We start from the raw sequence: 15,732 nt of genomic DNA on the forward strand, positions 1-15,732 counted from the left end.
GTCGCCTTCATGTCCGACCTGGAGTCGCGCATCAACGCGACGGCAAGAACATAGAGAAATGTGATTGCGGCAACAATGATCTGGGAGATGGAGGTAATCATCCACATCACATCACCCCTCCTCGCTTAACTCCTAGTGCTTTGCTGGGTATGATGCAGGAATCGTCAACGCACGCATCATGCAGGGTGCGCCAAGGAGGGCCCTTGCTGGTGGCGCTGGGCGCCGTACAGAGGGGCGACCAGATCGCCTACTCCAACAACTACCGCGAGCTGGGCTCCATGTCGATGACCTCCTACATCTTCATGTAAGCATGCGGACCTCCGGCACATACGCTAAAGGCCTCTAACGATCGCTCGAGCCGATCGATGATGAACACCACGGTGCACGTTAGACGCAAGGGAACCGGAGCATATCAAGACATTACACGGCAGTCGGACCATCCTTGTGCTGCATATAACCACGCACTAAAATTACGACCAATGGGGAGCTCGCGAGATGCGGGCTGAGAGGGAGCGTATGCCCGCTCCGACCCTATGAACCTGATGCGGGTAATGCCGTCGAAGGGAGTGCGTATGTCGCAGCCACGCGTTTTGTCCTCTTCGAAATTGGGATGGGTCTGGTTCGGGGCAGCCGTGTCCCTTGCCGAGATCCTCACGGGAACGTTCTTCGCCCCGCTCGGATTCGAGATGGGTATAGCCGCCATCCTTGTGGGTCACGTCATTGGATGTGCGTTGTTCTACCTGGTAGGCTTCGTCAGTGCGAAAACCGGCGAGTCGGCCATGGAAGTCGCGAACCGCTCGTTCGGCCGTTTCGGTGCCGATGCGTTTTCCATTGCGAACGTGATCCAGCTCATTGGTTGGACGGCCATCATGATCATGTCCGGTGCTACGGCCGCCACATTGCTGATGCCGCAGCTGGGCGTGGCAGGTTGGAGCGTCATCATAGGCGCGCTCATCGTGCTGTGGATCGCCATCGGTATGAAGAAGATGGGCACGGTGCAATCGATTGCCGCCATCGTACTAGTGGCGCTCACGTTCGCGGTGAGCTTCGCCGTATTTGGCGACAGCACCAAAGCCTCTGCGGTGAGCGCCGAGAACCTGTCATTCGGCGCGGCAATCGAGCTGGCTGCTGCGATGCCGCTTTCATGGCTGCCCGTTGCGGGCGACTACCTGTGCACCGCCAAGAGGCCAGCGGCCGGCACCACGCTCGCTACTGGCGCGTACTTCATCGGAAGCTGCTGGATGTTCGCTATCGGGCTGGGATGCGCGCTGTTTGCCGGGTCGGACGATGTCGCCACCGTGCTGGCGCAGTCGGGCATGGGCGCTGTGGGCATTCTCGTCGTTGTGATTTCCACGGTGACTACCACGTTCCTCGACGCGCAATCCGCTGGCGTATCTGCCGAATCCATCCATCCACGCCTGCACGCGCGCGTCTGCGGCATCGCGGCAGCCGTTATTGGCTGCGTACTGGCCATCGTGGTCCCGGTGGGCGACTTCGAGGGGTTCCTGTACCTCATCGGCTCGGTGTTCGCGCCAATGGCGACCATCGTGTGCGTGAATTATTTCGTGCTGCACCGCAACCGCGCGGGCGTGCGCATTGATTGGCACAACGTGGTGCTGAGGCTGCTCGGATTTGGACTGTATCGTCTCTCGCTCGATTGGGTGCTTCCATGCGGCAATACGCTGCCCGTGATGGCAATCATCGCCATCACGGCAGTCGTGATTGACGTCATCGAGCGGAAGATGCGCCGACAGTGTGCGTAATGCCGCTGACGTTTCTCCTTGAGCCTCGGCGCGGCGGGCGGCATGTACGATCCCGCCGCGCTTGGGGAGTCCCCCTTCCTTGTCATCCAAAGAGTGTCACCAAAACGTCCTAGCCATCGACACCGAGCACTGGTCGATCGCACCGGAGGGGTTCACGATGACATGACCGAGAAGGGCCGGAAGAGGATAGGGACAATGATGGACATGTTAGGACATTGGTCCATCATGTCGGGGCATGTCTCAACATGTGGGTCACGTGCACCTCTTGGATACTTGATGGCCCACATCGACTATTGAGTATGCCCTACTCCTTCTCCAGCTCGGTGTTTATGGCGTTGACGATACCCTCGACATCGTTGGCGTCACGCACGAGCCTTTTGAAGTCATCGTCCATGAGCAGCACCGCGGTCTTGGAAAGAAGCTTGAGGTGCGTCGTGCCGGCCTGGCTGTTGGGAACCAGAAGGGCGATGGCGATATCCACAGGCTTGCCGTCGAACGAGGGCCACTCGACCGCATGGTCGTTCTTATAGACGATGACTGTTGCACGCCTGATCTCATTGCACTTAGCGTGAGGAATCGCAAAGCCCTCGGTCATGCCCGTCTCGCCCAGAGCCTCTCGATCGATGAATGACTGGTGCACTGCCGCGGCATCGTCAGTCACGCCAAGCTGAACGGCCTTGCGGGCCACATCCCAAAGAGCCTCGTCCTTGCTATCCGCATGCTGTCCAAGCATCACGTTGTCTGACTTCAGAAAGCCCATCGTCACACCGCTTTCGTATCTAGCTGTTCTGCACAAAGAGCTCGACGGCCTAGCTCGATGGCACCGAGGATGCCTTGCGCACCACCACATCCCGCCGGAACGATGTACTCGCTGATGTTCTCTACCTGGGAGGTCGCGATGTAACCGTGCAGAATCTCCTGGACCTTGTCACGCACGAGTGGGAAGAGCTGACCCTGGCTCATCACACCTCCACCGAGCACAATCCTCTGCGGCGCATAGCAAAGGACGTAGGTGCTGACACCCTCCGCAAGATAGGCTGCCTCGAGGTCCCACACGCGGTCATCGGAGGCAAGGTCAGCGGCCTTCTTGCCCCAGCGTCTCTCGATCGAGGGGCCTGATGCCATGCCCTCGAGGCAGCTGTCGTGGTAGGGGCACACGCTCCTGCCACGGTCGCCCTCAACTTTCGGGACAACAATGTGACCTGCCTCAGGGTGCAGCATTCCGTGGAGCAGGGTGCCCTCGATCATGACACCAGCGCCGATGCCGGTTCCGACAGTCACATACACAACGCAGTCGCATCCCCTTGCCGCACCAAACGTCGCCTCGCCCAGGCATGCAGCGTTGACATCCGTGTCATATCCGACGGGAATGCCCAACCCACGCATGAAGTCGCCCCGGAAGTCGCGGTACTTCCAAGCTGACTTGGGCGTCTCAAGAATCTGCCCATACCGTGGGTCACTCGGACTCACGCATGTGGGGCCAAACGCACCGATGCCCAGTGCATCTATGTCACGGCTACGGAACCACTCGACCATGTGGGGCACACACTGCGCTGGATCGGTTGTAGGAATCTGCGTGCGCTCGAACACGTCTCCCGTGCCATCGCCCACGGCAAGAACCATCTTGGTTCCGCCCGCCTCGATGCCGCCGATCCTGCTCATGCCATCCACCTCATGACTCACTAGACAAAACGGGATAGAAAGCGACCCCGTAGCCTTTGGCCGTCGGGGCCATTCTCCGGGAGGGCTTCTTACTCGAGGCCCGCCCTCCACTGCCTGACGCCGGACTCACGGTACAGCGCGGCCTTGCCAATGCTGCCGAACAGCTTCATCTTGTGCATGATGACCTGCTTGCCGGCCTCTATGCACTCGGGGAACAGGTTGTTGGGATCCCAGCCACTGTTGGGTTGCGCGAGAATCTCGCGGGCCTTCATGAAGAACGCGCTCTTGTAGTCGGAGGAGATGTTGACCTTCTGGATACCGATCCCCACGGCCTCGACCACCTCAGCGTCGGGATTGCCCGAGCCTCCGTGGAGGACCAAGGGAATGTCGACGGCATCCTTGATGCCCTGGAGAACGTCCATGCGCAGCTTTGGGGTAACGCCCTTGGGGTACAGGCCATGGCAGGTGCCGATAGCAACAGCCAGGGTGTCAACGCCGGTTTTCTCGACGAAGACCCTAGCGTCGTCAGGATCGGTGTACTTGACCTCAGTCATACCGCCCTCGATAGTCACACCAGTCGTGCCGATGGTACCAAGCTCACCCTCAACGGACACGTCGATCATGTGGCAGTAGCGCACGACCTCAGCAGTCTTCTCGATGTTCTCCTCAAAGGGAAGCAGGGAGCCGTCCAGCATGACGGAGCTGAAGCCGTCATGCACGGCGCGCATGATGGACTCGATGGAGTCGCCATGGTCCATATGCAGGACAAAGGGAACGGGACTGTTGCCGATACGATCGACCATGTACTGCACGAACTCGTCCTTGCAGTACTCGAGCTCGGTGGGGTGTACGGCAATGATCGCGGGAGAGTCGTTCTCCTCGGCGGCCTCCACGACCGTGCGGAACAGGTTGGACTCGGAGACGTTGTAGGCGCCCACTGCAAAGTGCTTGGCCTGAGCTACCGCGAGCATCTGATTCATGTTAAGAAGCATTGCCATCTAACCTTTCTCGAATGAGGGATCATTGCTGAGTTAGCACAATTACCAGAGCGCCTTGTCCTTGGAACCGGTCAGCTCGATGTATCTCTCAAGGACCTTGGAACCCGCAAGGTAGGAGTGGTGTAGCAGCTCGGGGTAGTCGTACTCGGAATCTTGCCTGAGGGCGCTGTCGATGAAAGTACGCTGGGCAATCATGTAGTCCGTTCCAACGTTGATCTTGTTGACGCCGCACTCGACGGAGCGCCTGATGTTCTCGGAGCCAGAACCCGAGCCACCGTGGAGCACCAGGGGGATGCCCGTCTCCTTCTTGATCTTCTCGACGATGTCGAAGTGGAACGTGGGAACATAGCCTTCCGGGTAGTCGCCATGCGTGGACCCAAACGAGACGGCAAGGGCATCCACACCCGTCCTCTTGATGAAGTCGATGGCCACATCAGGGTTGGTGTACATGTCCGCATCCGTATAGCCAGAACCCTCCCCCACCAGTCCCATGTTGCCGACCTCGGCCTCAACGCTTGCGTCATACTGTTGGGCAAACTCGACGATGGACGTGGTGATTCGCACGTTCTCATCGAAGGCGTAGGCAGAGGCGTCAATCATCACGCTGGAGAACCCATTGTGGAGGCAGCGCTTGAGGTGAGCGACATCACTGCCATGATCGAGGTTGATGGCAACGGGGACCGGCGCCTTCTGGGCCATCTTGACAATGGGCCCCGTCAGGATGTCACTGTCGAAGTACTTCTTGATGTGCTCCTGCAGCAGATCGATGATGATTGGCGCGTGCATCTTGCAGGCAGCATGGATGATACCAGCAGCGGACTCAAGGTTGAAGGCATTGATCGCCATGATGGCGTAGCCCCCCTCGTTCGCCTTCTGGAGCATCCCACGCATGGACTCATACATTTCAAACCTTTCAGTGCTGCAGTGGAACGAGCTGGGGCGCGAGAACTCGAACCCGCACCCCTGGGAAAGACCTAGCTGAAGCTCAGACCAGAAAGGTCGACCTCTTCTTCCTCCTCTTCGGTATTGAGGTCATCGACCTCCTCAGGCTTCAAGGGCCTCTTCAGAAGCACCAGGAGCAGCGCGGTGACGAGCGCGCCGGCGAGAAGGGCGACCAGGGCCCAGCCGGGGTTCCTCATCATCGGAACGACGAACATGCCACCGGAGGGGACCATGGACTCGACACCCATGGAGAAGGCGATGGCGCCGCAGACCGCATCACCGAGGGCAGTGCTGATGACGGTACGGACGAGGTCGTTCATGGCGATGGGTATGACGCCCTCGGTGATCATGCAGACGCCCATGGGGAAGGCCACCTTGATGTTCTCGATCTCGGAGAGCTTGAAGACGGGCTTCTTGAAGACATACTTGGAAAGGACGAGGGCGAGCGTCACGCCAAACGGGGGAGCCATGGAGCCGAGGACCTTGACCGCCTCGGGACCATAGATGCCGTCTGCCATCATGCCATCGCAGATGAGGTTGGGAACCTTGGAGATCGCCCCACCGTAGTCGAGATGTTGGATGAAACCAAGGATGAAGCCGGTAACGAACTTCTGACTGTAGTCAAGCCCCTTGATGAATGCGGTCAGACCTGCGGTGATGGCAGCAATGGGCCCACCGAGGATGAAGACCATGATAAGCCCGGCGGCGATGGTGGTAAGCGTGGGAATGATCATCATGGGCATAAGAGCCTGCGCCCACTTGGGAACGGTAAGGTAGGTCTCGAGCCACAGGGCGATGTAGCCGGCAATGATGCCGCCGATCATGCCACCCAGGAAGCCGGCGCCAAGGAACGATGCGACCTGGCCCATGAGGAAGCCGGGAGCGAGGCCAGGGCGATCGGCGATTGCATAGGCGATATAGCCTGCGATGAACGAAGGCAGGAGGCCCATGCCGAAGACGCCGATGGTGGTGAGAGCGGACGGAATGGTGATTCCCTCGAGCGTGGTGACGTTCTGACCACCCGTGAGGTTGCCGATTGCAATCAACAGACCGGATGCGACGACCAGGGGAAGAAGGTAGCTAATTGCCGTAAGGATTGGTGCCTTGATGCCAACCTTCTTCATCTTCTTCTTCGGCCTCTCTATCTCTTCAGTCATTGCGCACTCCCCTTCCTTAGAAATGCCTTCCCACACGTATGACGTTCTTCCAACGCCTACTTGCCAAGTTCCTGATGGATCTTTGCCACAATCTGCTTGGGAGCCTTGATGGCCAAATCTGTCGGGATCTTCATGACCCTCTTGTCCTTGAAGCGGTCAGTCCCCTCGATATGCACGTCGATGCACAGGAGGATGCAGTCGGCATCCTCAATCTGCTGCGGAGTCAGTTCGTCCTCGACCCCGATGGTGCCCTGAGTCTCCATGTGAATCTCGTCACCCGCCGCCTTGGCAGCCTTAACGATGGCCTCTTTTGCCATGTAGGTATGGGCGATACCGCTGCAGCATGCACAAACCCCAACGATATTCATGCATTCCCTCCTCTTGTCGCTCTACGCGATACCTGTTTTGCGCACTACACCCTGTCCTGTCGCGAGCAGTTGTAACTGTATTTCATGTTACATATTTTTTTGGAATTACGTTCCAACAGTCTTCTTCCCTATACGGGCGGTCGGATTTTGGAGACGAGCGGCATCCATACGGCCTTCAGGAGCAGAAGAGCAGCCAAGAGGAAAAGACGGCCCACCAGGGAGAGATGTGGCGGGCCGTCAGATTGTCATGAGAAACTGGTCGTTCTCGCAAGTGTCCTAGTAGAACGTGGGTGTATTCTCCTTATCACGTCCGAGGCTCTTCCTCTCCATGCGGACGTGCTCCCTCACGTTCTTTCCATGCGCGAGGAGGAACATGAACAGCGTCTCGACAATGAAGTTCTCCGGAACGTGCGTCGAGAACTGTGGCCCAGTGAGCATCGGGTCACGCATCACAGCGGTGAAAACCACATCAGAGCGGAGGGCAAGCACGGAAGCCGGATTTGACGTGATGAATAGTATGGGGGTCCCAGAATCCTCCGCGTTGTCGACGATGGTCTCCAAGCGATGAGAATAGCCGGATGACGAGACCACGAACAGCAGGTCGTTGCGCCTCAGTGACAGGGAGTCGAGAATCATGACCTCGGTGTTGACCGGGCAGTTGGCTCGAATTCCGATCTGACCAAGACGGAACGCGAAGTTAGAGCAGATGGGGATGGAGTTGCCAACGGCTGCGAACAGGATGCTGTCAGAGTTCATGATGAGACCCACCGCCTTGCTGACGTTGTCCGAATTCATCTGCTCCGCAGTACCCTTGAGCTCCTGGATCTTGTTCTCAAGAATGTAGCTGATGGAGGCATCCATGTTGTCGAGGGAGATCTCGGATACCTCATCCCCCTCCGGAACGTCAGCCCCTGCCTGATCGGAGGCGATCGCCAACCGAAGGTCCGAGAAGCTCTCGTAACCGATATGCCGAACGAAGCGGGACACTGTCGCACTTGACGCTTCGCTCCGCACGGCGATGTCTCGAAGCGAGAGCTTCGCAACCTCGCTGACATTTTGGATGATGAAGTCCGCAACCTTCTTCTCGGTGTCAGACAACGCTTCGTAAGCTGCACATATGGTGTTGACGGCGCTTTCCTGTGGGCTCATGCGAGTACTTCCATCCACTTCGTTAGAGACTCTCGTTGCCCCTTGTATGCTTTGAACATAAGAGACTGCGGTGGCTATCCTGTATCTGCCTCTCCCATTCTGAACTCATGCAAACAGACGGCGCCACCGTACCTCGCACTCCTCCCTGAGTGACCTCGTGAGTGTCGACCTGAAGATCAGCCCTCAGACCCCCGAGACGATCGGGAGGCAGATCGCTGTATATACGGCCTCCGATCCGACCGCCGTGGCAACGCTGTAACTCACTATAAAGGCCCCATACCGTAACACCATTTCATCATAGCAATAAACTATGGAACAGAAGGCGTACGAAAGAGGCCCTCGGAGCTGTCGCTCACATATGTATGAGCAAAACGTGCGTCGATAGTCTTGGCTACAGCAATAAAAATCAACGAGAACACCACGACCAAAGAAAGCGTGGATGCCTATAGATAGTGACAATCCCACCTTCCCTACCTGCCCCACATGGAGACTCTCTCCTCAAGCCTGTAGGGATCTCTGAACTCGACGAGCCTACTGTGGTTCAAGGCGAGTCATACCGCATCAGACACGTCCTCGTGCAGAGAAGTGCTCAGAGACGCTCCTCGGATGAGATACTGGAGCCGCTCAGAACCGATGCGTTTTTCGTTCAATTTCTGTTGACAAAACACTACTCTCGCGAAGTCGCCTCGGCAACCCACGCCCTAAGCGCAGGATCGGGCGCTTCACCCTTGCCGTTTCGATACTTGGCGCGCGACTCCCGTATCGCGGCACGAATCGACTGCACAAGATCGGGGTTGGCGCCAACCGCACTGGTGGGCACGAAGAGCGTGCCAACAACGCCCTCGTCACGAAAGGCCCAGTTTATGCCGATGAAGTTATACAGCGCGGAACCATTGAGGCCACCATCCCTGAGGAAATAGGTCCCATCGTCCCCACGCACGGGCTTGTCCTTGAGCGTGAGCCAGGGCACGTTGCGCGACGAGCCATCCGCCATCGACTCGGTGAAGCCATGCTCGCTCAGGGTCACACGGTAGGTGCAGGAGAGCTCGTTGAGCGGTGCGGCCGAGACATCGCGCGCGCCATGGTACCTGAGCCACTCGTCCACGACCGGGCGCCTGGTGGAGAGCATCACGGGTGGACGCCTCATACAGGCAATGCCGAGCACGACCAGGATCACATCGCCGACGAGGACGAGCCAGCTTCCTGCAGGATCCATCGCAGCCATGAGGATGGCGATGGGCAGGAACCCGATCAGGAGCACCAGGGCAAGGACGAGCCAGCGTCTCATCAGAGATCCCACGGAAGACTGAAGGAGATCCTTGAGTCCAGCACTATCCATATGTACGTCATAGCTCAGTGGTGTGACCATCCGTCCGTTCCCTTCTCTCAGTGCTCCCTACCGCTTGCCCTGGTCGCGCCGCCTCCTCTCGTCACGCCTTGCGCTTGCCGAGGCGGCCAGGCCAATCACCACGCCCAGGACGACTATGACGACCAACGTGATGACGACGATCAGGACGATCATCAATGGAAGCTTTGACCAATCCATACGTACCTCCCCTCATCGGCAACCGAGCATACAAGCGAGCAGGCAGCCCCAACGCCCTTGTTCATACCAAGGCAACGTGGCTCCCGTCCACGAGCGCCCCCTTCCCAACGAGCACGCGCACGAGCTCATTGGGGTTGAGCTGCTGGCCCGCATACGGTGCATCGCAGTACATGAGGTCGACGTCATCGGACGCCTCATAGCGCGCGGGCTCGCAACGGGCCACTATCTGCGACACGAGACGTGCGCTTTGCTCGACCGTGAGGTCAAGGGGAACGCGAAACTCATACCACGCACCAGTCGCGGGCAGTTTGACCTCAAGCAGCAGCTTGTCCTGCATGCCTACCCCTGCCCCTCGGAGCTGTCGCCCCCACCGTCATCCACCTCCGCACACGCATCCCGCTTGGCGGCGAGATAGTCCTCCTCGCCCGCCTTGAGCAGGGCGAGCAGATGCTCGCTGTCGATGCTTTGGTAGCCAACATAGAGCACGGCATCGATCGAGTCCCGGTCGAACATCATGTCCTGTCCAGGCTTCACGAATCCCGTGGGATGGTCGAGGCCGAAGTAGTCCCACAGAAGGCCCGTCTCGACGTCCTGCTGCATATATCCCATGATCGTCACTGGGCTCTCGTGCCCGACGACATGAACGACGGAGCCGATCGGCAGCCACTGGTCAGTCGTTAGCATTGCGCCCCCTAGTCCTCCGCATCGTTGTAGTTCTTTGCCGCATCATCATACGAGCTCTGGTACTGCTGGGCACACCGGTCGAAGTAGGAGACGTTGTCTTGCGCCGTATGGAGCAGGTCCGTGGTCGAATCGATCTGCTCCTGCAGCCTGTCGATGACGGACTGTGCGGCCTTGATGGCATCCGTCACGTGCCCGGCGTTTGGCTGCGCGATCTTCTCCGCCGCGGAGTTGCAGCTGTCGCATTCCGTCCTGGCGGCAGCCTCCTTGCCTAGGCTGTTGAGCGCATCGATGACGTCTTGGTTGGACGGCTCCAGATCGTCGCACTTCGACTTCACGTCCTTGGCGATCTTCATCTGCTCGTTCAGTTTGTCCAGCTCCCCCTGGTAGCCAGAGGCCTTCTGCGACCACTGGGAGGAGTTGGTCTTGCACCAGTTGACCTTGCCTTGGTAGAGGTCCATCTGGTTGGACCAGTAACTCTTGCTTGCCATGCTGCCATCCTTTCTGTGTGAGGGGGGCGTCGGGCATCAACTGGATGGGTTGCTCTCCCCCGGCCACGGGTACGCGTGGTCAAGGGCATGGAACAGGTCGCCGTCCTCGTAGAAGTCGACGGCCACGAACGCCGTGGGGTCTTCCCAGTCGCGAAAGTTATTGCACCAGTCCTCGGGGATGCCCTCGTGGGCGGCGTGGCAGCGAGCGTACATGGCACCGAGCTTCGGCACGATGATGCACCAGCGTATGCACACCGGTCCCCTACACACGTCTGGATCGTTCCACCCGTACTCCCTCCTGCCCATCGTGCAGCCGCGCCTGTCGTCCACGAACACCTCGTACCGACGCCAGGTGATGGACCCGACCGCATGGGCCAGCTCGAGCATGGGCTCGACGTCGAGCCCATGCTCCGCACAGTAGCTCCTCACAAAGCGCCTGTCGTTCGTGTTGAGGGCACGAAACAGGGGGTCGGTGTCGTATTCCACAAACCTCTCGTGCCACTCTCGCGCAGCTACCTGGAAGGGGAATTTCCTCTCGTCGAACAGCTCGCGGAAGCTCTGGGGCCACTGGGGGCGGTCGTCCGGGAAGGGACGCAGGTTGAAGATGCCCGGCGCCGCCTGCACGAGTCCCGTTGCGCCGTCGTCACCCATGGTGACGCCCATCGTCCTGTCCTTGCCGGCGCGCCTGTCCGTGATGGTGAGCCCGGGCCTCCTCAGGGGCGCCAAAGCCCTCTCCAGCTCGGGGTTGGGGTTTCCCTCGGCATCCACCCAGCCGGCGGGATGGAGGCGCCCTACCATGCTCTCCCTCCAGGGGCCCTGCCAGGACTTTTCCATGGAGGCGCGCGCGAGGTCCATCGATCCCACGTTGCAGGCAATGCCGCCGCTGTCACAGCCGTCAAGCAGCACGAACAGGTCCTCCCGCGAGAGCGGGAGCCGCTCGAGTGGGAGCTCTGCGAGGTCTATCTGGCTTCTCCTGAAGAACATGGAAAGGCTCCTTTCCTCTAGCTGTTGCATCTGAGAGCCGAGCATCAAATGCTTGCGGACATGGCGAAGCAGGTGACAGGGCCGCTTGCGGAATACCCGAAAACATTCGATACTCGACTCTCAAGGTGCGACGTTCCAACAAATAACGAGAAATCGAAGAACTATGGTCTAGTTCTTGACTTCATATAGCTGACTCCCCATGATTCCTTATCCTGTCCGCTGAATGCACACCGTAGGGTTGGGAAACCCCAGCTCGAGCACCGATGGCACATCGGAACCGAAGACACTAATACGTAACGCACCGTCACTCATGAGTGTTAGAAGCAGGGATGCCATACTTGCGTAGGTAGTAGGTTACGCATTCTTGATGTGTCTATATTGATTCTTCTCAAAATCCATATTATCCCTCTAGAAGGGAAGGGCTGCAGATGCATCCATGGGTGGAGGTTCCACGCTATGTGGATGTCCGGAAGATGGATGGGGTGCCAGGTTAGACTCAAGGGACTGACCCCGGAGGAGTTCCGGGGTCAGTCCCTAGTGGCCTAGTCTTTATTTGGCAGTTCAAGCTTTGGGACTCAGTTCAAGCCCGTACGAGACGCAACCATCATCCATGACTTTGCTACGACGCTGGTAGAATGGACAAGAAGGTCGCGTCCAGAGAGGGAGACAGCCATGTCCATAGGGATGGCCGTAGTACCCGGACTGATTCCAGGGGATCCCGTCATGGTGGGAGCGCTGGCCATGATCGACTATGTGCTGCTGCTCACATCCTCGTACGGCCGTGCCGTTGTGGCGCGCGCCTGGGGGCAGGAATTCGCCTCCCACGTCCCAGCGATGGCATTCGCCATGCTGCATGCACTGTTCGTCTCCGATGTGGTGGCAGCCATCGTGCTGCATATGAGGACACGGAAGGCCGATGGCGCCTCAGGACTCGGCGAGGGCAAGGCGGCGTCATGAGCTCCCCTGTCAGGCGGCGGCTTGTCGTCGCAATCTCCGCGGCGTGCGCCGTCATCGTCCTCGCACTCCCCTTCCTCATAGGCTTCTCCCTAACCCCGGACGTTTCGGAGTCCTCCCTCAGCCAGGCGATAGACCGGGAGAACGCCCACAACAAGCAGCTGCTGACCCTACGACACGACATGCAGCCGACCCTCGACGAGTTCAAGGGCATCCTGTCGGGCATGCGCACGGCAAGCCCCCAGAACGTTGCCCTCTCGGTATACGAGCAGATTGGCCTGCAGAGCAGCGCCGAGCATGCCGTCGGCTCGTATCTGCACGTCAGCTCCTACATCGAGGATTGCGACGTGTCGGAAGACTGCGGCACCGTGCGCGTCATGTATGAATGCGCGGCCATCACCGCAGACAGTGAGAAGGTGGTCATCGCGGATCGCACGCGGGCCACATGGGACATCGAGAAACGGGACGGCTCATGGACGGTCACATCCGTTCACGATGACAACCCAGCGCTCTCATTGGATGGGAGGCCATAGACAATGGGGGCCGTTACAGTCAAACGAGCGCTGCGGGCCGTTGCGGTGGCGCTGATCGCGATCGTCGTGGCGACGGGATTATACCTGTTGGTACACCTTGCCCTGCAGGGTGCCCACGAACGGGAGTTTCAGCCCCTCATCGAGGACACACGCAGCCTGGTCAAGGGCAAGACCGTCCTCGACGAGAGCGACCCGAGGTGGGGAATCTACGGCTACAAGAGAACGGAACTGCCCGACGACGTGCGCGTGACGTGCCAAATCAATTACATCGAGGGGTACATCTGGGGTGACAGTGGCAAGGTGTACACCAGCGACTCCATAGCATGCTACAACCACGACGGTGACGTGGAGTATGGCTCGGGTGACGGCCCGGTCGAGTGGACGGTCCATCGCGACGCACAGGGAAGATGGCAGATCGAGAACGTACGCCACGTGGACATGGGGGCGAGCTGGCTGCCGTTCGGCATCCCATATATTTGGAGCTAGGGCCACATGCCGCGGCAGCGTTTCAAGGGTTGGTGATCGCATATGGAGGAGCAGCGTTGCGGGCGGCATGGCGACACGTCGCGCGCCCGCCCCGCTCGCAGCCTAGGCGTAGGCGTTTCGCGGTCGCTCTGGAACGTTTCGGCCCCAAGTGCGCGCTGGCCCCTGCCAATCTCGGAAGGAATCGGGGGCGCAGTCGGCCCGTCGCACGCCATCCGCCCCGCCCCAAGTGCATCGGGCGAGGAAACGGGCGACGGGCGCACCTCCCGGGATCGCGAAGGCGACGGGGCCAGCGCGCACTTGGGGCCGAAACGTTCCCGTGGCCGCCGGGATGGGGCGACGGCACCCGCTGCGCGCCGGCGTCAGGGCCCCGACAAAAAATCCCCGGCCCGCTCGGCGGGCCGGGGATCGCAAAAGCATGGTCGCGGGGGCTGGATTTGAACCAACGACCTCCGGGTTATGAGCGAGTCAGAGGCTGTTTCACCGCAAATCTTGCCAATCCACTGCACAGTCGATATGCGTCTGACCTGTGGTTTTTCTAATCTCCTGCATCTCTGAAATCTACAACTCCCATGTCTCCATCTTCGGTTTGGTGGTCACAAATGGCCGTGGAAAACTCGTTAGGAGGAGATATGGACACCAGGTACACCAGCAGGTCGCTCAGACGAAGACGCAACACAGATCAATGGGAGTGCAGCCTCTCGCACACCGACCCCGTAACCGGCGAGGTGGTCAGGACCTACCACACCCTCGTCGCCAAGACGCAAAGGCAGGCGGAGCGCACTCGCGACGCCCTCACCGTGGAGCTTGAGCTCTTGGGAGGGGCGTCGTCATCCAACGTCTCCCTGCGCGACTTCATGGCCTCGTTCATGCGCCACAAGAAGGGCTCGGGCACCATAGAACCCTCCACCGTGAGGAGCTATCGGTCAGAGAGCAGGCTCATCTGCACCTACCTGGGAAACGTGGCCCTCGCCGACATCTCGGTGCCGGAGGTGAACCGCTGGATGGTCCGCATGAGCGCCGACGGCTACGCCCCCAAGAGCGTGTCAAAGCCCTTCCGCCTGCTCAAGCAGGCGCTCAAATGGGGTATGGCGCAGGGCCTCATCGCCAGGAACCCCTGCGACTTCTGCAAGCCGCCCAGGCGCGTGAAGACACCCATCAACGCCCTACCGCGCGAGGAGCGCACCCGCATGCTCGAGCTGGCGAGGCGCGCACAGCCGGCGCCTCTGGGCATAGCCATTGAGCTCTCCCTCACCACGGGAATGCGCCGCTGGGAGGTCTGCGCGCTCAGGTGGTCCGACCTCTCGGACGACGGCACCATGACCGTGAGCCACGCCCTGGGAAACGGAGACGGCGGCTTCTACGTGAAGGAGCCCAAGATCGGAAGCTCCGCCAGGACGATACCCCTCACCAAGCACCTGAACGCGATGCTCTCCGCCAGGCGCCGCGACGCGGAGCGCGTGGCGCGCGAGATGGGCGTCGCGCTGGGAGACCCCTACATACTGGGAACGTAGGAGGAGAGGAGCCGGCCCTACAACCCCACGCAGCTCGGCAAGGACTTCTCGGCCTTCTGCAGGATGAACGGCTTCAAGTGCACCTTCCACGACCTCAGGCACACCTTCGCCACCATGATGATCGCGGGCGGCTGCGACGTGAGGATCGTGGCGAGCTACCTGGGGCACGCCAGCGTGTCCATGACCCTGGACATCTACGCCGATGTTGACCCCGAGGCAAAGCGCGCCGCCGTGAGCAAGGTCGAAGGGAGCTTCGACGTCGAGATGGGCGGATACGGCGACGCCATCATGGACAGCGCCATCGGCGCGCCCAAGCACCGCGAGCCCGCACTCACCTTCTCGGTTGACCAGCTCAAGGCGATGCTCGCCGCCGCAGAGGAGAGGGAGGCTGGCCATGGGCGTCCTTAGGCTCGTCTGGCGCCTCGTGCGCTTGCTCTTCCGCGCCGTCTCACGACGGATGTGAGCGACATGTTGTGAGTTACTGATATATACACATGGAAGTGAGCA

General features: G+C 59.8%; 18 protein-coding genes, 1 pseudogene and 1 riboswitch. Of the genes and pseudogenes, 6 read left to right on the plus strand and 13 right to left on the minus strand.

Going from position 1 to position 15,732, the window contains the following annotated elements; translation table 11 throughout:
• The first annotated feature begins 470 nt into the window (after positions 1-470).
• A riboswitch (TPP riboswitch) is annotated at positions 471-584 on the plus strand.
• Positions 573-1,763, plus strand: coding sequence for a putative hydroxymethylpyrimidine transporter CytX (gene cytX / locus J2S71_RS11800; RefSeq protein ID WP_307392164.1), 1,191 nt, complete (start codon positions 573-575; stop codon positions 1,761-1,763). Its footprint overlaps the riboswitch before it by 12 nt.
• Before the next feature lie 304 nt (positions 1,764-2,067).
• On the opposite strand, the gene J2S71_RS11805 is transcribed toward cytX, so the two are convergent.
• The 13 genes from J2S71_RS11805 to J2S71_RS11865 all read right to left on the minus strand — a co-directional run bounded on the left by J2S71_RS11805 (position 2,068) and on the right by J2S71_RS11865 (position 11,741).
• Entirely contained in the window at positions 2,068-2,523 is a 456-nt protein-coding gene (locus tag J2S71_RS11805) for a PTS sugar transporter subunit IIA (RefSeq protein ID WP_040651068.1), read from the minus strand.
• Between the two features lie 2 nt (positions 2,524-2,525).
• A complete protein-coding gene (locus tag J2S71_RS11810) occupies positions 2,526-3,425 on the minus strand; it encodes an ROK family protein (RefSeq protein ID WP_307392169.1) in 900 nt (299 codons plus the stop codon).
• An 89-nt stretch (positions 3,426-3,514) separates the two neighbouring features.
• Positions 3,515-4,423, minus strand: coding sequence for a ketose-bisphosphate aldolase (locus J2S71_RS11815; protein ID WP_307392172.1), 909 nt, complete (start codon positions 4,421-4,423; stop codon positions 3,515-3,517).
• A gap of 42 nt (positions 4,424-4,465) precedes the next feature.
• Complete coding sequence (locus J2S71_RS11820) at positions 4,466-5,314, minus strand: class II fructose-bisphosphate aldolase (RefSeq protein WP_307392175.1); 849 nt, start codon at positions 5,312-5,314, stop codon at positions 4,466-4,468.
• A gap of 83 nt (positions 5,315-5,397) precedes the next feature.
• Positions 5,398-6,522 (minus strand): PTS fructose transporter subunit IIC, encoded by a 1,125-nt coding sequence (locus tag J2S71_RS11825; RefSeq protein WP_307392178.1) that lies wholly within the window; start codon positions 6,520-6,522, stop codon positions 5,398-5,400.
• Positions 6,523-6,578: 56 nt separating this feature from the next.
• Positions 6,579-6,890 (minus strand): PTS fructose transporter subunit IIB, encoded by a 312-nt coding sequence (locus J2S71_RS11830; RefSeq protein WP_021725414.1) that lies wholly within the window; start codon positions 6,888-6,890, stop codon positions 6,579-6,581.
• A 276-nt stretch (positions 6,891-7,166) separates the two neighbouring features.
• Positions 7,167-8,039 carry a MurR/RpiR family transcriptional regulator gene (locus J2S71_RS11835; protein WP_307392181.1) on the minus strand — a complete coding sequence of 291 codons (873 nt, stop codon included), beginning with the start codon at positions 8,037-8,039 and terminating at the stop codon, positions 7,167-7,169.
• A 667-nt stretch (positions 8,040-8,706) separates the two neighbouring features.
• Positions 8,707-9,327: a hypothetical protein gene (locus J2S71_RS11840; RefSeq protein WP_307392184.1), complete on the minus strand. Its 621-nt coding sequence runs from the start codon at positions 9,325-9,327 to the stop codon at positions 8,707-8,709.
• A 108-nt stretch (positions 9,328-9,435) separates the two neighbouring features.
• Positions 9,436-9,585: a hypothetical protein gene (locus tag J2S71_RS11845; protein ID WP_307392187.1), complete on the minus strand. Its 150-nt coding sequence runs from the start codon at positions 9,583-9,585 to the stop codon at positions 9,436-9,438.
• A gap of 61 nt (positions 9,586-9,646) precedes the next feature.
• Complete coding sequence (locus J2S71_RS11850) at positions 9,647-9,922, minus strand: hypothetical protein (protein ID WP_307392190.1); 276 nt, start codon at positions 9,920-9,922, stop codon at positions 9,647-9,649.
• 2 nt (positions 9,923-9,924) lie between these two features.
• Entirely contained in the window at positions 9,925-10,269 is a 345-nt protein-coding gene (locus J2S71_RS11855) for a DUF4176 domain-containing protein (RefSeq protein WP_307392194.1), read from the minus strand.
• An 8-nt stretch (positions 10,270-10,277) separates the two neighbouring features.
• Positions 10,278-10,757: a hypothetical protein gene (locus J2S71_RS11860; protein ID WP_307392197.1), complete on the minus strand. Its 480-nt coding sequence runs from the start codon at positions 10,755-10,757 to the stop codon at positions 10,278-10,280.
• Between the two features lie 36 nt (positions 10,758-10,793).
• A complete protein-coding gene (locus J2S71_RS11865) occupies positions 10,794-11,741 on the minus strand; it encodes a hypothetical protein (protein ID WP_307392200.1) in 948 nt (315 codons plus the stop codon).
• A gap of 672 nt (positions 11,742-12,413) precedes the next feature.
• On the opposite strand from J2S71_RS11865, the gene J2S71_RS11870 reads away from it, so the two are divergent.
• The 5 genes and pseudogenes from J2S71_RS11870 to J2S71_RS12390 form a co-directional block, all read left to right on the plus strand.
• The gene (locus J2S71_RS11870) at positions 12,414-12,698 is read left to right on the plus strand and encodes a hypothetical protein (protein WP_307392202.1); all 285 of its coding nucleotides are present in this window, start codon (positions 12,414-12,416) and stop codon (positions 12,696-12,698) included.
• Complete coding sequence (locus tag J2S71_RS11875) at positions 12,695-13,228, plus strand: hypothetical protein (protein ID WP_307392205.1); 534 nt, start codon at positions 12,695-12,697, stop codon at positions 13,226-13,228. Before J2S71_RS11870 ends, J2S71_RS11875 begins: the two co-directional genes overlap by 4 nt.
• Positions 13,229-13,231: 3 nt before the next feature.
• Positions 13,232-13,714 carry a hypothetical protein gene (locus tag J2S71_RS11880; protein ID WP_307392207.1) on the plus strand — a complete coding sequence of 161 codons (483 nt, stop codon included), beginning with the start codon at positions 13,232-13,234 and terminating at the stop codon, positions 13,712-13,714.
• 629 nt (positions 13,715-14,343) lie between these two features.
• Complete coding sequence (locus J2S71_RS12385; protein ID WP_370873225.1) at positions 14,344-15,225, plus strand: tyrosine-type recombinase/integrase; 882 nt, start codon at positions 14,344-14,346, stop codon at positions 15,223-15,225.
• A gap of 18 nt (positions 15,226-15,243) precedes the next feature.
• Positions 15,244-15,633: pseudogene (locus tag J2S71_RS12390) on the plus strand (tyrosine-type recombinase/integrase); the annotation flags it as partial.
• Positions 15,634-15,732: the final 99 nt, after the last annotated feature.

This window comes from Olsenella profusa DSM 13989, from assembly GCF_030811115.1.
GTDB classification, from domain to species: domain Bacteria; phylum Actinomycetota; class Coriobacteriia; order Coriobacteriales; family Atopobiaceae; genus Olsenella_F; species Olsenella_F profusa.

Bases quoted from the DNA above. Each gene is read 5' to 3' on its own strand.
- cytX (WP_307392164.1), top strand. From the start codon at position 573: ATGTCGCAGCCACGCGTTTTGTCCTCTTCGAAATTGGGATGGGTCTGG.
- J2S71_RS11805 (WP_040651068.1), bottom strand. From the start codon at position 2,523: ATGGGCTTTCTGAAGTCAGACAACGTGATGCTTGGACAGCATGCGGAT.
- J2S71_RS11810 (WP_307392169.1), bottom strand. From the start codon at position 3,425: ATGAGCAGGATCGGCGGCATCGAGGCGGGCGGAACCAAGATGGTTCTT.
- J2S71_RS11815 (WP_307392172.1), bottom strand. From the start codon at position 4,423: ATGGCAATGCTTCTTAACATGAATCAGATGCTCGCGGTAGCTCAGGCC.
- J2S71_RS11820 (WP_307392175.1), bottom strand. From the start codon at position 5,314: ATGCGTGGGATGCTCCAGAAGGCGAACGAGGGGGGCTACGCCATCATG.
- J2S71_RS11825 (WP_307392178.1), bottom strand. From the start codon at position 6,522: ATGACTGAAGAGATAGAGAGGCCGAAGAAGAAGATGAAGAAGGTTGGC.
- J2S71_RS11830 (WP_021725414.1), bottom strand. From the start codon at position 6,890: ATGAATATCGTTGGGGTTTGTGCATGCTGCAGCGGTATCGCCCATACC.
- J2S71_RS11835 (WP_307392181.1), bottom strand. From the start codon at position 8,039: ATGAGCCCACAGGAAAGCGCCGTCAACACCATATGTGCAGCTTACGAA.
- J2S71_RS11840 (WP_307392184.1), bottom strand. From the start codon at position 9,327: ATGAGACGCTGGCTCGTCCTTGCCCTGGTGCTCCTGATCGGGTTCCTG.
- J2S71_RS11845 (WP_307392187.1), bottom strand. From the start codon at position 9,585: ATGGATTGGTCAAAGCTTCCATTGATGATCGTCCTGATCGTCGTCATC.
- J2S71_RS11850 (WP_307392190.1), bottom strand. From the start codon at position 9,922: ATGCAGGACAAGCTGCTGCTTGAGGTCAAACTGCCCGCGACTGGTGCG.
- J2S71_RS11855 (WP_307392194.1), bottom strand. From the start codon at position 10,269: ATGCTAACGACTGACCAGTGGCTGCCGATCGGCTCCGTCGTTCATGTC.
- J2S71_RS11860 (WP_307392197.1), bottom strand. From the start codon at position 10,757: ATGGCAAGCAAGAGTTACTGGTCCAACCAGATGGACCTCTACCAAGGC.
- J2S71_RS11865 (WP_307392200.1), bottom strand. From the start codon at position 11,741: ATGTTCTTCAGGAGAAGCCAGATAGACCTCGCAGAGCTCCCACTCGAG.
- J2S71_RS11870 (WP_307392202.1), top strand. From the start codon at position 12,414: ATGTCCATAGGGATGGCCGTAGTACCCGGACTGATTCCAGGGGATCCC.
- J2S71_RS11875 (WP_307392205.1), top strand. From the start codon at position 12,695: ATGAGCTCCCCTGTCAGGCGGCGGCTTGTCGTCGCAATCTCCGCGGCG.
- J2S71_RS11880 (WP_307392207.1), top strand. From the start codon at position 13,232: ATGGGGGCCGTTACAGTCAAACGAGCGCTGCGGGCCGTTGCGGTGGCG.
- J2S71_RS12385 (WP_370873225.1), top strand. From the start codon at position 14,344: ATGGACACCAGGTACACCAGCAGGTCGCTCAGACGAAGACGCAACACA.